This is a genomic window from Haladaptatus sp. CMSO5 (genome assembly GCF_036689885.1).
Lineage (GTDB): Archaea > Halobacteriota > Halobacteria > Halobacteriales > Halococcaceae > QDMS2.
The window spans coordinates 506,879-522,994 of the sequence record NZ_JBAHVW010000001.1 but is presented as its reverse complement, the minus strand read 5'-3'; the positions used below and the strand labels follow the sequence as shown (position 1 = coordinate 522,994).

Annotated in this window: 18 protein-coding genes; 10 read left to right on the top strand and 8 right to left on the bottom strand. The window is 61.8% G+C overall.

The window, feature by feature from the left end:
* Nucleotides 1–7: 7 nt before the first annotated feature.
* Both V5N12_RS02760 and V5N12_RS02755 read right to left on the bottom strand, forming a co-directional pair.
* A complete protein-coding gene (locus V5N12_RS02760; protein WP_332897624.1) occupies nt 8–880 on the bottom strand; it encodes a YkgJ family cysteine cluster protein in 873 nt (290 codons plus the stop codon).
* A 39-nt stretch (nt 881–919) separates the two neighbouring features.
* Nucleotides 920–2,872 carry a beta-propeller domain-containing protein gene (locus V5N12_RS02755; protein WP_332897623.1) on the bottom strand — a complete coding sequence of 651 codons (1,953 nt, stop codon included), beginning with the start codon at nt 2,870–2,872 and terminating at the stop codon, nt 920–922.
* Nucleotides 2,873–3,076: 204 nt separating this feature from the next.
* Here V5N12_RS02755 and V5N12_RS02750 point away from each other — a divergent pair, with 204 nt between their 5' ends.
* Nucleotides 3,077–3,274, top strand: coding sequence for a DUF7561 family protein (locus V5N12_RS02750; RefSeq protein ID WP_332897622.1), 198 nt, complete (start codon nt 3,077–3,079; stop codon nt 3,272–3,274).
* Nucleotides 3,275–3,317: 43 nt separating this feature from the next.
* Nucleotides 3,318–5,141, top strand: a complete 1,824-nt coding sequence (locus V5N12_RS02745) for an ATP-dependent DNA helicase (protein WP_332897621.1) — start codon at nt 3,318–3,320, stop codon at nt 5,139–5,141.
* On the opposite strand, the gene V5N12_RS02740 is transcribed toward V5N12_RS02745, so the two are convergent.
* Together V5N12_RS02740 and V5N12_RS02735 are read right to left on the bottom strand one after the other, a co-directional pair.
* Nucleotides 5,142–6,143, bottom strand: coding sequence for a class I SAM-dependent methyltransferase (locus tag V5N12_RS02740; protein ID WP_332897620.1), 1,002 nt, complete (start codon nt 6,141–6,143; stop codon nt 5,142–5,144).
* Entirely contained in the window at nt 6,136–7,245 is a 1,110-nt protein-coding gene (locus V5N12_RS02735) for a 60S ribosomal export protein NMD3 (protein ID WP_332897619.1), read from the bottom strand. Before V5N12_RS02735 ends, V5N12_RS02740 begins: the two co-directional genes overlap by 8 nt.
* A 107-nt stretch (nt 7,246–7,352) precedes the next feature.
* Here V5N12_RS02735 and htpX point away from each other — a divergent pair, with 107 nt between their 5' ends.
* The 3 genes from htpX (at nt 7,353) to radA (ending at nt 9,999) form a co-directional block, all read left to right on the top strand.
* Entirely contained in the window at nt 7,353–8,234 is an 882-nt protein-coding gene (gene htpX / locus V5N12_RS02730) for a zinc metalloprotease HtpX (protein WP_332897618.1), read from the top strand.
* Nucleotides 8,235–8,840, top strand: a complete 606-nt coding sequence (gene pspAB / locus V5N12_RS02725; RefSeq protein WP_332897617.1) for a PspA-associated protein PspAB — start codon at nt 8,235–8,237, stop codon at nt 8,838–8,840. It begins immediately after the preceding gene.
* A 124-nt stretch (nt 8,841–8,964) separates the two neighbouring features.
* Entirely contained in the window at nt 8,965–9,999 is a 1,035-nt protein-coding gene (gene radA / locus V5N12_RS02720) for a DNA repair and recombination protein RadA (protein WP_332897616.1), read from the top strand.
* Between the two features lie 73 nt (nt 10,000–10,072).
* Here radA and V5N12_RS02715 read toward each other — a convergent pair whose 3' ends face one another.
* From V5N12_RS02715 to V5N12_RS02700, 4 genes are all read right to left on the bottom strand, one after another.
* A complete protein-coding gene (locus tag V5N12_RS02715; protein WP_332897615.1) occupies nt 10,073–10,492 on the bottom strand; it encodes an iron-sulfur cluster assembly scaffold protein in 420 nt (139 codons plus the stop codon).
* Nucleotides 10,493–10,981: 489 nt separating this feature from the next.
* On the bottom strand, nt 10,982–12,235 hold the full coding sequence (locus V5N12_RS02710) for an aminotransferase class V-fold PLP-dependent enzyme (protein WP_332897614.1): 1,254 nt from the start codon (nt 12,233–12,235) through the stop codon (nt 10,982–10,984).
* Between the two features lie 136 nt (nt 12,236–12,371).
* Nucleotides 12,372–12,665: a DUF424 domain-containing protein gene (locus V5N12_RS02705; protein ID WP_332897613.1), complete on the bottom strand. Its 294-nt coding sequence runs from the start codon at nt 12,663–12,665 to the stop codon at nt 12,372–12,374.
* On the bottom strand, nt 12,662–13,396 hold the full coding sequence (locus V5N12_RS02700; RefSeq protein ID WP_332897612.1) for a tetratricopeptide repeat protein: 735 nt from the start codon (nt 13,394–13,396) through the stop codon (nt 12,662–12,664). The genes V5N12_RS02705 and V5N12_RS02700 overlap by 4 nt, the downstream gene beginning before the upstream one ends.
* Before the next feature lie 83 nt (nt 13,397–13,479).
* On the opposite strand from V5N12_RS02700, the gene thpR reads away from it, so the two are divergent.
* From thpR to V5N12_RS02675, 5 genes are all read left to right on the top strand, one after another.
* A complete protein-coding gene (gene thpR, locus V5N12_RS02695; RefSeq protein ID WP_332897611.1) occupies nt 13,480–14,034 on the top strand; it encodes an RNA 2',3'-cyclic phosphodiesterase in 555 nt (184 codons plus the stop codon).
* 61 nt (nt 14,035–14,095) lie between these two features.
* Nucleotides 14,096–14,893: a ZIP family metal transporter gene (locus V5N12_RS02690; protein WP_332897610.1), complete on the top strand. Its 798-nt coding sequence runs from the start codon at nt 14,096–14,098 to the stop codon at nt 14,891–14,893.
* Between the two features lie 66 nt (nt 14,894–14,959).
* Nucleotides 14,960–15,112 (top strand): 50S ribosomal protein L39e, encoded by a 153-nt coding sequence (locus V5N12_RS02685; protein WP_276245889.1) that lies wholly within the window; start codon nt 14,960–14,962, stop codon nt 15,110–15,112.
* A gap of 2 nt (nt 15,113–15,114) precedes the next feature.
* Nucleotides 15,115–15,393, top strand: a complete 279-nt coding sequence (locus V5N12_RS02680) for a 50S ribosomal protein L31e (protein WP_332897609.1) — start codon at nt 15,115–15,117, stop codon at nt 15,391–15,393.
* A 4-nt stretch (nt 15,394–15,397) separates the two neighbouring features.
* A complete protein-coding gene (locus V5N12_RS02675; protein ID WP_332897608.1) occupies nt 15,398–16,063 on the top strand; it encodes a translation initiation factor IF-6 in 666 nt (221 codons plus the stop codon).
* The last annotated feature ends 53 nt before the right edge of the window (nt 16,064–16,116 follow it).

Below are 16,116 nucleotides of genomic sequence, written 5' to 3'. Positions count from 1 at the left end.
AGACGGCTTAATTGTCTGTGTCCCACCCGGCGGTTTCGGGTGCGCCTCGTGCGCGTTCGATGGCCCCCGCGAGGCCGGGAGGCGCAGGCGTCCCAAGTTCACCAGCCCGGGCTGTCCACTCAGCGATTGTCTGCCCGACCCACGAATCGGCGTCCACCACCTGCTCGCGGGCGGAGGCGTACTTCGCCTCGTTTATCGCCGTCGTGCCGGGGCTCGAAGCGGCGGCGACGGCGATAAATTCGGCGCGGTCTTCGTCGGTCGCCTCGCGGGCGGCGAGCCGGGAGACAATTCCCGACAGTCGATCGGGGTCGGGGTGGACGAACACCTTCTCACCGATGGCGTGACGGCCGAACAGTGGCCGGGCGTCGGTCGGCGTCCGGTCGAGCAGGCGCTCGCCGCCAAACAGTCCTTCGACGCGCTCGCACTCTGTTTCGTAGTCGAGCGAGAGGTTATAGCCCGGATACACCGCACACTCCTCGGGGTAGAGGTCGCTCGCGTGGATGCGACACTGGAGCGTTTCGGGGTCGAGAAACGCACACGTCGGGAGCCACGTCGGGTCGGTGTCGAAGGGAGCGACCGGCTTCGGCGGTTTGCGAAGCCCGACGAAAAACGCCGGGCCACCTTCGATTGCGGCGAGCGTGATACCGTCGACCGTGACCCGGGAGTCGGCGACGTTGTCGTCCTGAAAGAGCCGGGGGACGAGCGCGTCGCCGTAGCCCGCGTCGAGAAAGCGCCGGACTTCCTCACGGCGGAGCGGAACGAGATTGTACACGTCATCGAGCGGTTGGCGCGGGCCGCGTCGCTCGTGGTCGAGCGTCGTCGGGGAGATGACGCGCCAGTCGATACAGCAGCCAGCGCAGCCCTCGCAGTTCACGCGCATAGCGTGACCCACGATACCACGGGGTAAAAAGAACCGCCGTCAGCGCAACGAGATGCGGTTGACTTCGTCCCACGTCGTCTCATCGAGTACCACAATCTCGGTCGAGCCGATGATGTAGAGGTGGTCGTTGATGTAGACGGCGCGCTGTGGGTTGTCGATGTTCACCGACTTCTCGATGGAGAGGCCGTCTTCGTAGGCGACGATGTGGCCCTGCTCCACGCCGGGGAGGAAGAACACGCCGTGTTTCGCGTCGAGGAGGAACGCGTGGTGGCTCTGCTGGATGGCAGACCAGCGGTCATCGAGTTTCAGGTCGTCTTCGATGGTTGGGTTCGTTGGGTCAGAGACGTCGAACATGACGGCCTTCACCGAGCCGTTGTCTTGGCCAATGCCGAGGACGCGGTCGTCACCGACTGGGTGGAGGTACGACGAGAAGCCGGGCAGCTTCAGTTCGCCTTCGAGGGTCGGGTTGGTCGGGTCAGAGAGGTCTAAGACGTGGAACGGGTCGATTTGGCGGAAGGTGACGACGTAGCCGCGGTCGCCGTCGAAGCGGACGCCGAAGATGCGCTCGTTTTCACCCATATCTTGGACCGAGCCAATCGTCGAGAGCGACTCGTCAAGCACGTACACGTCGTTCACCGACTGGGTCTGTGCGCCGAGGAACCACGGCGCGGAGATGGTCGTGGCGATGCGGAGGTTGCCCTCGTGTTCGTCCATCGAGAACTGGTTGAGCGGCGTGCCGGGAACCGCGCCCGTCGCGGTTACCTCAAAGCCGTCTTCAACGGCGACTTTCACGATGCTCGTGGTGATGAACTCGCGTTGGTGTTTCTCGACGTAGTTCTGGGCACGCTGTTCGAGCTGTTTGGCGAGCCGTTCGCGTTCCTGCTGGGAGAGCGAGGCGTACCACTGCTGGAGAATGGCCTGCACCTCGACCGTGCGTGCTTGATCTGAGAGGTCGTAGCCTTCGAGGCGCTCTAAGCGGTCGACCGTCTGCTGGTCGAGCAGGTCGCGGGCGTCCGTGAGCAGGAAGTCGAGCATGATGTCGCCCTGACTTGGGTACTCGGAGTAGGTGAGGTAGATGCCGGTCTCGGACATCGTGACGACGGAGGCGTAGCCGCCGACGAAGGCGAGTTGGTCGGTCACGTCACCGGACGCTGGGTCGACGGCCATCGCGGTGTAGGTGAGTGAGGTTGGAACTGGCTCAGACGGGTGGAGGATATCCGTACACCGAACGGACACGCCAGCGAGGGGTTCAATCGGGCAGGGTTCGCCGTAGTTGATGTTCTGCTGGACGACGAGGTACACCGTGCCGTTCATCAAGCGGGCGGTGTGGACATAGCCGTTCACCTGTTTTTCCCACGACTGGCGTGGGTTTTCGGGGTCGGATACGTCGTAGGCGGTGATGCGGTCGCCACCGAGGACGAGCAGCGTGTCGTTCGCGAGCAGGAGTTCGCCGGAGGCGTCAATTTTCGAGACCACGTCCGCTTGTTCCGGTGGGAGCGCGCTCACGACGTTCGTCTCCGGTTCCTTGTACGAGCCGTCGTCTGCGCGTTCGTAATAGTAGTAGTACTGGCCTTGGCTCACGAACAGGTGCGTCCCGTCGGTTTTCACGATGTCTGGTTCGTCGATGCCGACGATTTGGACGTTCGTGCCAGAGACGCGTTCAGGCTGTGAAACGCCAGCGTCGCCGCCACCGTCGCCGCCTTGGCTCGTGGTGGACGACGGCGCGCCCTCTGCACCGTCTGCGCTGGTTTCTTCGACGGCCACGTCACCGCCAAAGCCGCCGTAGCTACTGCTCCGGGCGCGTCCGGCTTCGAGATACTGCTGGAAGGCGGCTTGCGACTCGAAGCGTTCGAGCGCGGCGGGCGTCGGGTCTGGATTCGGGGTGTCCCCCGGGCGGTCAAGTGCGGGTAACATCGCACCGACGAGCACCCCCGTCGTGACGAGTATCACGAGCGAGAGCGTTACGATGCGAAACGGCGTTAGGCGAACCATGGTAGTCTCTGAGCGAACTGCTCAGGATGTAGTAAGGTGAGAGAGTCAAATAGCGATTGCCTAACATCAAATACCGGTTTGAGTTATCGTGCCGGGAGTCGGTTTTGGCCGCAACGTGTCGGTTTTCTCGAAAAATTGAGCCGAGGGGGCGAGAGTGGACCGCAGTCGGGATATTGCTTTACCCATGGAGCGAGTCAATGGGGTATGGCACGACGGTCGTGTGAGGCGTGCGGGCGCAAAGTCAAGATAGCTGGCGGCATTGGCGACCTCTGGTCGTTCGATTACGGGCCGTCAGACGGGATGACGCTCGAATACGAAGACGGCCGCGAGTATTTCCTCTGTTTTGAGTGTATCGAGCAGCTTCCGGCGGCTGCCACCCCAGAGGACGTAGAGGCGCTCTAGTGGGTTCGGTGGTATTTTCCCCGCGCGGGCAGAGCGTTCTACCGTGAACCCGGAGCGCATTTTAGACGAGTTTCCCGCACCGTCCTTTCGCGGTGCCCAGAAGCAGGCGCTCCTCGACATCAAGCAGGCCTACGAAGCGGGCAACGACGTGGTGCTCGTGCGCGCACCCACGGGCAGTGGAAAGTCGCTGCTCGCCCGCGCCATCGCCGGATGCGCACGCAAACCGGGCGAGGGCGACCCGACCCGGCCGATTGGCGCGTACTACACCACCCCGCAGGTGTCGCAGCTAGACGACGTGGCAGGCGACGCGCTGCTCGAAGATTTACAGATTATCAGGGGCAAGGGTAACTACAAATGCATCCTGCCGGGCGAATCGACCACGCCCGTCAATCAAGCGCCCTGCGCCCGCGAGAAGGGGTTTGACTGCAACGTCAAACACCGGTGTCCGTACTTTTCTGACCGCGCTATCGCGGCGAACCGCTCGATTGCGGCGATGACGCTCGCTTACTTCATGCAAACGGCGGGCACCGAAGCGTTCGGCCAGCGCGACGTGGTCGTGATAGACGAAGCCCACGGCCTCGCGGAGTGGGCGGAGATGTACGCGACCATTGACCTCCAGCCGCGGACGGTGCCGGTCTGGGAACACCTGAAGGTTCCAGAAATCGACGGCCTCGACCGCGCCGTGCAGTTCGCAGACGGCGTCAAAGACATCTGCACCCGCCGGAAGGACGAACTCATCCGGAAAATCGAACTCTCGCCCGCCGAAGTCGCAGAGCGCGACCGCCTGCAAAAACTCATCTCTGACCTCAAATGGTTCGTCGAAGACTACCGGAACCCCGAGAGTCCGACGACGTGGGTCGTAGACCAACCCGACGGCGAGGGTGGTGGCGTCACCGTGAAACCGATGAATCCGGAGCGGTATCTGCGCCACACCGTCTGGGACAGAGGCACCAAGTTTGCACTCCTTTCTGCGACGATTCTCAACCGCGAGGCGTTCTGTCGGCAGGTCGGCCTCGACCCCAACAAAGTCGTGCTCGTGGACGTACCCCACACGTTCCCGCTCGAAAACCGGCAGCTCTACGACGTGACCCAAGGGAAGATGACCTACGAGCACCGGGAGCAAACGCTCCCAAAAATCGCCCGTCTCATCGTCCAGTTGATGCAAAAACACCCCGACGAGAAGGGTATCGTCCACGCCCACTCGTACGCGATTCAAGCCGAGTTGAAGCGAATGCTTGGTGAGTTCGGCGTCGGCGGGCGCGTGCAGGCACACAGCCGGGAGAATCGCAACGAGGACTTGGAAATCTGGAAGGCCACCGACGACCCCGACGTGTTCCTCTCGGTCAAGATGGAGGAGGCGCTCGACTTGAAAGGCGACCTCGCGCGCTGGCAGGTGCTCTGTAAAGCGCCGTATCTGAACACCGCAGACTCGCGGGTGGCCCGTCGCCTCGAAGAGGGGCAGTGGGCGTGGTACCACCGCGCCGCCCTCCGAACCGTGATTCAGGGCTGTGGCCGGGTGGTCAGAGCACCGGACGACTACGGCGCGACGTACCTCGCGGATTCGAGTTTACTCGACCTGTTCGAGCGCGCCGAACCGGACATGCCGCCGTGGTTCAAAGAGCAGGTAGACGCGATGAGCGTCCCCGACCTGCCCGAGTTCGACGGGAAAGCCGCCGCGGGCGAGAAGTTCGGCAGCCCCTCGCGGCAGGCAAAACGGCCGCCGACGCGTAACTCGACGCAGTCGTCCGGGTCGTCATCGGGGTCGTCCACATCCTCGGCTGCCGGTGGCTCCCGCTCGCGGCGAAAGGGTGACTCGAAAAACAAATCGTTCGAAGACCACCCGCTCTCCGATATCTGGAGCGAGTAGTCAGTCGATTCGCGCGTCCACGACGACGTGCCAGACGCCCTCGCTGTGGCTCTTTACTTTGCGCGTGTCGAGGATTTCGACCGAGCGGTCAGTCTCGGCTGTGGCCGCTGTGAGCCGGTCGAGCGGTCGCTCCCAGAGCAGTTTCTCGGGCGTCGTCGCGTGCATGTGGAGCGTCCCCCCAGATTCGAGCGCGGCGAGCGCCAAGTCCAGATACTCGTAGGCGTCGTAGTAGCCCATCACGACGCGCTCTGCGGACACGTCAACGTCGCGGCAGTCTGCGAGGATAGCGTTCACGCGGTCGGTCACGCCGTTGAGCATGGCGTTTTCTGCGAGGAATTTGAACGAGTTGGGGTTGCGCTCGGTGGCCGTGACGGACGCGCCGGCGCGCGCCATCGGGAGGGTGAAGTAGCCGATTCCCGCGAACATGTCGAAGACGCGCTCGTCTTTTTCGACTACCTCGCCCATCCGGGCGCGTTCTGCCTGATTGCCCGGCGAGAACATGACCTGTGCGAGGTCGAGGGCGTACTTCGTGCCGTGTTCGGTGTGGACGGTTTCGGTGTCGCCGGTGCCCGCGAGGACGGTTCCAGAAGGTTCCCGAAGTTCACCAGAGATGCCTTCGCGGGAGAGGACAGTGTCCGCCTCACCGTGGAGGGTGAGGAGCGCCTCTCCCACCTCTTCGGGGCGCGGCGTTTCGTCTGGAAGTTGGACGAGCACGACCGAGCCGATGACCGCCCACGAGGTTGGGGCGTGTTCGAGTTCTGCGTCCGTCCAGCCTCGTGTGGCAAGAACGTCTTCGAGCGTGCGGGTGCGCCGCTCGGGGTTCCTTTGGTGAATCACGTCGAACACGGCGGTTTCGCTCGGCGCGGTGAGAATCGGAAGTTCGACGGTTTCGTCGTCGTGGGAGACGACTCTGCGCGAGTCGTCGTAGACGCCCTCAGCTTTGAGCGAGTCGATGGCGGCTTCCGCGTCGGGCTTTGCGACGAGCGCGGCGAGATTACGCATCGTCGGGGAGGATGTGGAGACCAGCGCGACTCTTGAGGACGGGCACCATCGTCGCGTCCGGGTCGAGATACGACGGTCGCGAGATGGTCTTTGACTCGAAGGTTTCGGGGTCTAACACCTGCACGGCGTGTTCGTCTTCGACGGTGACGAGCGTCGTCTCTTCTGCGTCATCCGCAGAACCGACCTTCTTCGCGCTCGCGGCCTCTTCGTCGCCGAAGGGCGCTTCGAACGGCTCACCCGTCGTGAGACGAATCCCCTTCAGGTGGCCTTGGACGCTCTTTACGAGCACCGGCCCCGCGTCGTCGTCGGGGTCGATAACGTCGCCGGGAGTGAAGGGCGGCAGCCGGACGGCGAAGGTGACGCGGTAGACGCCGTTGCCGTCTTCGTCCTCGGTGACGAGCGTCTCTGAGTCGGAGTAGGAACCGCCGAACTCGTTGACCACTCGACGGGCGATTTTCATCCCGATTTTGTTGGTCGAGACCTTGACGTTGAGGCCGTCGTCGCTGCGTTTGGTCTCGGTGATGAACGCCTCGCGGTCGCCGGTTTCCTGCATGCTCGCGACGACTTCGTTTGCGATTTCCTCTGCGCGATTCATCTCCTCGGCAGTTGGCGTTCGATTGCGCCCGCGAATCTGAACGGTGCTCGCGTAGTAGCTGCCCGCGATTTTCCCGCAGCGAGAGCAGGTCTGGCGTGAGATTTTGACGGGCACCATCACTTCCTCTTCGACGGGCGTGTCGCGGATGACGCCCGTGAAATAACAGTGCATCCGGATGGTGTTCTGGTCTACCTGTTCGGGTTCGACCACCCAGTTTACGTCTTCGACGTCGATGTGGACCTGCAGGTGGCGAGAGACCTCCTCGATGGCGATGTCGGTGTAGTCGTCTGCGCCGACGTCTACCCAGGAGCTCTTGCGGTGGAGCGCCCCGCAGTGGGCACAGACGAGCACCTCGATGCGGTCGGGCGCGGAGACGAACTCGAAGTTCTCGAAGTAACAGGCATCACAGAGCTTCGCGTCCGGGTCCACTGGCTCACCCGGCCGTGGCTCCTCGGGTGGGGCCATCGTTTCCCCACAGCGTGGACAGAAGGCGCGCGAATCGGTCATTGGTAGCTCTACGCGGTTCAGGTGGTAAAAACGCCGCGTCCGAGCGGCCAGAACTGTGCGTCAGTATAACAGGGAAGCTTTAGGTTGCGAGTCGCTTACGACCAGCCATGAATTGGAAGCCAGACTGGGGTCTGCGCGGGCGCATGGCACTCACCATGTTCCTGTTGTTTGCCCTCTACATCGTCTTCATCGGCGTGTTGACGCTGTACTTTGACAGCCTCATTCTCATCGTCATGATGATGGGCATTTTCATGTTCGCCCAGTTTTTCTTCAGCGACAAGTTGGCGCTCTATTCGATGGGCGCGAAAGTCGTAGACGAGGACGAATACCCCGAGTTACACGCCATGATTGGCCGCCTCGCCCAGCAGGCCGACCTGCCGAAACCGAAGGTCGCGGTCGCAAACTCGCGCGTGCCAAACGCGTTTGCAACCGGGCGTTCGCAGAAGAACTCGGCGGTGGCAGTCACCACGGGCATCATGCAGACGCTCGACGACGACGAGTTGGAGGGCGTGCTCGCCCACGAACTCGCGCACATCAAAAACCGCGACGTGATGGTCATGACCATCGCCTCGTTCCTCTCGACGATTGCGTTCCTCATCGTGCGCTGGGGCTGGCTGTTCGGCGGTGGGGGGCGCAACCGCGACGGGGGCGGTGCGCCGGTCATCGTGGCTATCCTCGTCTCGCTCGTCGTCTGGGTGGTCTCGTTCCTGCTCATCCGTGCGCTCTCGCGCTACCGCGAGTACTCCGCAGACCGCGGCGGGGCCATCATCACAGGTCGCCCGTCGGCGCTCGCCTCCGCGCTGATGAAGATTTCGAGCGGGATGGAGCGCGTGCCGAAAGAAGACCTGCGCGAGCAGGCTGAGATGAACGCGTTCTTCATCATCCCGATAAAGAGCGGCTTCATCGGACGGATTGCGAGCACCCACCCGCCGATGGAAAAGCGCATTGAGAAACTCCGCGAACTCGAACGCGAGATGGAACGCGCATAGATGGGTATCTTCGACACCATTCGGGAAGTCCTCGGGATGCGCGCCGAAGCCGATTCGATGCGCGCCGCAGACCCGGACGACCTGTTCGGCATGAGTACGGCGTATCTCACGATGGAAGCAGACCTCGGTTTCGAGCCGTCAGCGGAGGCCGCGCTCTGCTTTGCGGGCGTCGACAACACCGACTTCGCAGACACCGTCCGCGAGGTGGACGACATCCTCCACGCCGGGAAAGAAGAGACCGGGACGGACGTGTCGTTCCAGAAAGACGGCCACGGCTACGAGTGGGTGGTGCTCGAAGACGACGACCCAGAAGACCTCGTGACGAGCATCCACTTCGCCGCAGACACGTTCATCGAACGCGACTATGGCTCGCGCCTGCTCGCCGCGGTGTTCGGCTTCGAGAAAGACGGCCAATCGGCGTACTGGATTTACTCGTTCCGGCGCGGGGCGTACTACCCGTTCGCGCCGAAGGGCAGCAAAGAACACGACTCGAGCGTGGAGTTCAAACTCGAAAGCGTCCTCGACGGCGAACTCGAACTCGAACCCCAGAAAGAGTACTGGTACCCGCTCTGGCCGAGTTCGCCGGGTCGCCACCCGTGGGAATAGCAGCCTGAGTTTTCACGGAAATAGTTTTGCGTGGAAGTCGTGACCACCGATTTACCACCCGGCAGTTTCACTTTCACCCTCCTGTTAACGAGGCTTTATACCCCTGTGAGAAAAAGGACGGAGTATGGCAAAAGACGTCGATCTTGAGAGTCTCCCTGGTGTCGGTCCGGCAACCGCAGACAAGCTCATCGAAGCCGGGTTCGACACGTTCCAATCCATCGCAGTCGCGAGCCCCGGCGAACTGTCGAACACCGCAGACATCGGTGAGTCGACCGCCGCAGACATCATCAACGCCGCCCGCAAGACGGCGGACATCGGCGGCTTCGAGACCGGCTCCTCGGTGCTCGAACGACGCCAGAAGATTGGTAAACTCAGCTGGCTCGTCCCGGAGGTAGACGAACTGCTCGGCGGCGGCGTCGAGACCCAGTCGATCACCGAAGTGTACGGCGAGTTCGGTGCCGGGAAGTCCCAGATCACCCACCAGCTTTCGGTGAACGTCCAGCTCCCCCGCGAGTTCGGCGGGCTTGAGGGCAGCGCCATCTTCATCGACTCAGAGGACACCTTCCGCCCAGAGCGTATCGACGACATGGTTCGTGGCCTCGACGACGAAATCCTCGCCGCATCGATGGAACGGCGCGAAATCGAAGGCAGTCCCGGCGACGACGAAGCCATGGAACTGCTCATTCAGGACTTCTTAGACCACATCCACGTCGCAAAGGCGTTCAACTCGAACCACCAGATGCTGCTCGCCCAGAAAGCAAAGGAGATTGCGAGCGACTCACAGGAAACCGACTGGCCGGTGCGCCTGCTCAGTGTGGACTCGCTGACCGCCCACTTCCGTGCTGAGTACGTCGGCCGTGGCCAACTCGCCCAGCGCCAGCAGAAACTCAACAAACACCTCCATGACCTGATGCGCGTTGGCGACCTCAACAACACCGCCGTGCTCGTGACCAATCAGGTCTCCTCGAACCCCGACTCGTTCTTCGGCGATCCAACCCAGCCAATCGGTGGGAACATCCTCGGCCACACCTCGACGTTCCGGATGTACCTGCGCAAGTCGAAGGGCACGAAGCGTATCGTCCGCCTCGTTGACGCTCCGAACCTCCCCGACGGCGAAGCGGTCATGCGCGTCGAAGGCGAAGGGCTGAAACCAGAGTAAGCGGTCTCGATTTTTCTCGTTGGCGTTGCTACCGTGGGTGAAAATCGAAAACGATTGGTTTCAGAGCGCTGGATTACTCTTCGGTGACGGTTTTATCGAGTTCTTTCTCACCGAAGTAAATTTCCGCACCGTCCTGGGCGACTTTCTCAGCGAGCACGGCACACTTTATGCGCATCGGACTGATGTCAACGCCGAGCATCTCGGTCATGTCGTCGCGGTCTAAGGCTTCGAGTTCGTCTACGGTCATTCCCGGCAGCTTCTGTGAGAGCAGACTGGCGCTTGCTTGACTGATGGCACAGCCGTCGCCGGTGAAGGCAACGTGGACGATCGTTTCTTCGTCCTCGTCTAAGACGACGTCCATACGAATCTCGTCACCACACAACGGATTCTCGCCGACGTGCGTGAACGTCGGATTCTCCAATTTCCCGTAGTTACGCGGGTTTTTGTAGTGGTCGAGAATCTGCTGTCGGTACATGTCCGAACCCAGTCCCATATTGTCCTGAATATGAGAGTGCAGCCTAAAAGGATTCCGCAGCGGAAAACGTGCGTTCAGAAATGGTCTGAAAAAATATACATAAATATCCCAATAACCGATAGTGTGTGGAATAAAGTCTGATTACGGCAAATTCCACCTATCAAGAATGAGTGATTAGCAATAACTTTATTACCGATAGCGTTCATTATATGGTTGATACCAGAGATTCCGAGTTCTTGGAATGGGGTATCAACTGTGGGGGATTGGTGGGGGAAAATTGCAGCAAACTGCTGAGCCGTATGTTTCGGTTTCGTAACCGAATTCGCGTGGGGACGCGAATCAATACTATACAGCAAGGGGGGTGGTTCACGGGGGTGAACCGCGGTGGCTCGTTGGGGGACGATTCACTGCACGCCCATGGGGGTGGGCGAGAAAACGAGGGGTGTCTGGGGGGTTTCGTTCGCGGTTTTTAAAAATTCGTAAAAAGCAGCCAGTGGAACGGTCTGATTAAATATCAGCAAACAGTTCGCGAGCGGCGTCCACCGCGTCTACGAGTGCGTCGATTTCCTCGCGCGTATTGTAGAGATAGAACGATGCGCGAGCGGACGCGGAGATCCCAAGGCGGTCGTGGAGCGGCTGCGTACAGTGGTCGCCCGCGCGGATGGCCACACCGTAGTCGTTGACGATGCTGGAGAGGTCGTGGGCGTGGACGCTGTCGAGCGTGAACGCGACGAGCCCTGAGCGGTCTTCACCGAGACCCGGCCCGTAGGTGGTCACGTCGTCGAACTCAGCGAACCGCGAGAGCGCGTACTCCGCAAGCTGGTGTTCGTGCGCCTGAATGTTGTCCATCCCGATGTCGTCTAAGTAGTCACACGCCTCAGCGAAGGCGATGCCTTCCGCGATGAGCGGCGTGCCCGCTTCGTACTTCCACGGCAGGTCGTTCCACGTCGACTCCTCGTAGGTGACCTTGCGAATCATCTCGCCGCCGTAAAGGAACGGCTCCATGTCTTCGAGGATGGCTTTCTTGCCGTAGAGGCCGCCAACGCCCGTCGGGCCGCACATCTTGTGGGCCGAAAAGGCGTAGAAGTCCACGCCCAAGTCTTTCACATCCACGCGGCGGTTCGGGACGGCCTGTGCGCCGTCTGCGAAGATGTAGGCGTCGTGGTCGTGGGCGAGTTGGGCGAGGTCGGAGATGGGGTTGACCGTCCCGAGCACGTTCGAGATATGGACGACGCTCACCATCTGGGTGTCGTCGTCTATGAGTTCGCGGGCGTGCTCCATATCGAGTTTCCCGTCCTCGGTGATACGGATGTAGCGCACCTCTGCGCCCGTTCGCTTGGCGATCTGCTGCCAGGTGACGAGCGAGGCGTGGTGTTCCATCTCCGTGAGCACGACGTTGTCACCCTCGCTTAATTCGTTCAAGCCCCACGCGTAGGCGACGAGGTTGATGCTCTCGGTCGTGTTTTTCGTGAAAATCATCTCCTCGCGGCCGTCTGCGCCGACGAACTCTGCAACGCGGTCGTGGGCCTGTTCGTAGGCGATGGAGGCTTCCTGACTCAGGTAGTGGATGCCCCGGTGGACGTTCGCGTTGTACCCCCGGTAGTAGTCCCCGAAGATGTCGATGACGCGGTTTGGCGTCTGACTGGTCGCGGCGTTGTCGAGATACACCAACGGCGTGTCGTCGCCGACGGTCCGCGAGAGAATCGGGAAATCCTCTCGCAACCGGGCGACGTCGAGTGGTGCTGACTCTTGGGTTCCCATTGGGTGAAGTATAGCAGTGGAGACTGAACTTTCCTTCGGTCGGCGCTTGCTTGTGCCAGAAAAACGGGCGAAAAGCGCCGCGAGACGGCGAGAAACACGAACAGAGAGATCATACCAGAGACGGCGAACTGCGGCGTTACCCGAGTCGAAGCACCTGCGCGTGACGGGTGTCACCGATGGTGAGCACGGTGCTCTCATCGACGAAGCCGTGTTCGACCGCGAGGGCAATCGAGCGCGTGCCAACGATGTTTGCGACCGTCGCGCGACGGAGACTTGCGACGACCCCCTCTTCGGTCATCTCCTCGCCGCCGTAGAAGCTTTCGCTCACCGAGATGGTGACGTCGCCCTCGGAGAACGTTTTTCCGAGAATCTCAGAGTCACAGACGGAGACAAGCAGGCCCTCCGGGGTTTCGCGTTCGTTGACAATCATTCGTCGACGAGTTTGCGCTCTGCCTCTTGGCGCAGTTCTTCTGCCTCTGCGGCGAACTGTTCTGCGAGTTCGTCTTCGCCGACCTTCTCGTGAGCGCGGGCTTTCTCCTCTAACAGGTCGATGCTCCGGAAGCCGAGGCGGACGGCGTTGTCAAAGCAGTTGACCGCCTCCTCTGCGAGGCCGCGTTCGAGCAGGAAAAAGCCGCGATTGTACCAGCCCTGTGGGAAGCGCGGGTCGATTTCGACGGCGCGTTCTGCGTGCTCGAGCGCCTGTTCTGGGCGGCCGAACTCCCAGAGCGCGTAGGCGAGGTTGGTCTCGGCGCTCGCGGCGTGTTCTGAGCGGTCGTCGAGCGAGAGCGCTTCTTGATACGCCCCAATCGCCTCGTCGAACTCTTCGAGTTCGGCGTGGGCGACGCCCTTGTTCACCCACGCCTCTTGAGCGGTCAGGTCATCGTCTGCGAACTGTGCGGCCCGCCCGAAGGCGTCGGTTGCCTGCTCGTAGCGGTTGATTTGCATGTAGCCAAGGCCGACTTCGAGCAGTTGTGGCGCATCGACGTTGTCCGTCGCGAGCTGGCGCTGGTCGAGCAGGTCGGTGAGGACACGCGCGTCAACCGGGTCGACCTTCGAGGGGTCGACTTTCAGTTCGGGTGGGTCGAGGTCAAACTCGTCGTACGACTCAGAGAATCCCTGTCCCTCCGAGAACTGGTGTGGGTCGCGGTCGGAGTCGGTCATTGCCGGGCGTAGGCAATCACGCGCATTAAGGGCTACGCCACAGTGACCCGCAGAGTAATCGTCTCGACCGGCGAACGTTCGGTATGCGACTGTTCGTGAGCATCGACTTAGACGGGCTCGAAGACGCGGTGGCCGCCGTCCAAGAACCGCTTTCGACGGCGAGTGGCCTCGACCTCGTGGCCCCCGAACAGGCCCACATCACACTGAAATTCCTCGGCGAGGTCGCAGAACAGGGCATCGACGACATCGAAGCCGCCCTCGAAGACGCGGTCAGAACCGCGGCGGTGCGCCCTTTTTCAGCCACGTTCGAGGGGCTTGGCGCGTTTCCGAGCGCGGAGTACATTCGGGTCGTGTGGCTCGGCGTGGGCGAGGGAACCGAAGAACTCACGCGGCTCTACGAAGCAATCGAACGCCGCCTCATCGAGGAGGGGTTCGAACCGGAGAGCCACGGATTTACGCCGCACGTCACCCTCGGGCGGATGCGCCACGGTGGGGGCAAAGAGACGGTACAGCGCGCACTCGAAGCAGAGGGGGTGACGGCGGGGTCGATGCAGGTGACCGAGGTGCGACTCAAAGAGAGTCTGCTTACGGACGACGGCCCGGTGTACGTCACGCGTTCTCGGGTCGAACTGATTTAGGCCGGCCAAAACTTTTCAACTGAGTGATAATTCTTAAGCCCGCGCCAGCACAAGGAAGGGTATGGGACTACTGGCGAATCTCACGCTGGTGTTCGTCGCGGGATTCATCACCGCACTGGCAACCGGGATTGGTGCGTTGCCGTTTTTTCTGGTCGAACGCGTGAGCGACCGATGGAACGTCGCGCTGTGGGGGCTTGCCTCGGGCATCATGGTGTCTGCGTCGTTGTTCGGGCTGATTAGCGAGGGGCTTGCGAACGGAACGCCCGCAGAACTCGGCGTTGGCCTCGCCGCGGGCGTCGTGCTCGTCGTCGTGAGCCACCGCATCATCTCGGGCGTCGAAGTCTCGCCAAAGCGCTACGAGCAGGCGGATTTTCGCAAACTCCTGTTGATTCTCGGCATCCTCACTGTCCACTCGTTTCCAGAAGGCGTGGCCATCGGCGTCTCGTTTGCCGACCTGAATCTGGACGGGGGCTTTTCCCTGCTCGGATTCAGCGTGCCGTTGCTCGCCATCTTCATGACCATCGCCATCTCGATTCACAACATTCCCGAGGGCGTCGCCATCTCCATCCCGCTGCAGTCGATGGGCGTCTCGAAGTGGCGGATGGTGTGGTGGGCCGTGTTTTCGAGCCTCCCCCAGCCAATCGGGGCGGTGATTGCCTTCTACTTCGTCCGAATCGCGCGGGAGTTCTTGCCCTTTGGCTTTGGCTTTGCCGCAGGGGCGATGATTTATCTCGTCCTCTCTGAGTTCATCCCCGAGGCGCTCGAACTGGGCAAGGCAGTGCCCGGCGGTGGGCGGGCGGAACTCGTCTCCGGACTCGTCGTGGGCGTGCTCATCATGGTGCCCCTCGCGTTCATCTGAACCAGTGAGGGTGGCCAGAGTCAAAGGAACAAGAATTTAAGCCATCAAGGGGTACGCCCGTGTACTATGGGCAAGAAGTCGAAGGCCAAGAAAAAGCGCCTGGCCAAACTCACTCGCCAGAACACGCGCGTCCCCGCGTGGGTCATGATGAAGACGGACATGGAAGTCCGACAGAACTACAAGCGCCGCAGCTGGCGGCGAAGCGACACTGACGAATAATCATGAGCGCAAGCGATTTCGAGGAGCGCATCATCACGGTGCCGCTTCGTGACGTGACGGCAGTAGCAAAGCACCAGCGAGCAAACCGCGCGATGAAAATCATCCGCGAACACCTCGCAAAGAACTTCAAAGTCGACGCAGAAGACGTCCGCCTCGACCCAGCCATCAACGAGGCCATCTGGTCTCAGGGTCAGAAGCGTCCGCCGCGCAAACTCCGCGTTCGCGCAGCACGCTTCGAAGAGGACGGCGCCCACATCGTCGAAGCCGAACCGGCAGAGTAACGCTGTGCTTCGTGCGGCATTCTCCGGTTCCGCGTACGTCGGTATCTTCGCGCGGGCCACTGACGATTGCGTAGTCGTTCGCCCCGACGTCGAGGACACCCTCGTCTCCGATATCGCAGACGAACTCGGCGTCGACCCAGTGCAAACGACCGTCGGCGGGTCGGGCGCGCTTGGCGCGCTCGTCACCGGAAACGAAAACGGCCTGCTCGTTTCGAGCCGCATCAGTGAGTACGAATACGAGCGTCTCGCAGACGGCGTCTCCGTCCCGGTGTACGAACTGCCCGGGCGCATCAACGCCGCTGGAAACGTGATTCTCGCAAACGACACCGGCGCGTACGTCCACCCCGACCTCAGCGACGAGGCGGTGGAGGCGGTTCGCGACGGCCTCTCTGTGCCCGTCGAACGCGGCGACCTCGCCGGCGTCAGAACCGTTGGCGCGGCGGCGGTCGCCACCAACAAGGGCGTCCTCTGTCACCCGAAAGCGACCGACCAGGAACTCGACGCAATCGAAGCCCTGCTCGGCGTCCCGGCCGACATCGGCACCATCAACTACGGTGCCCCGCTCGTTGGCTCCGGACTCATCGCAAACGACACCGGCTACGTCGCCGGCAAAGATACGACCGGCCCCGAACTCGGCCGTATCGAAGACGCGCTTGACTACATCGCATAACCGGCTGACTAGCGCCATTTTTCTCCGGCCCGCAGTCGAGGCGACACCCGCTC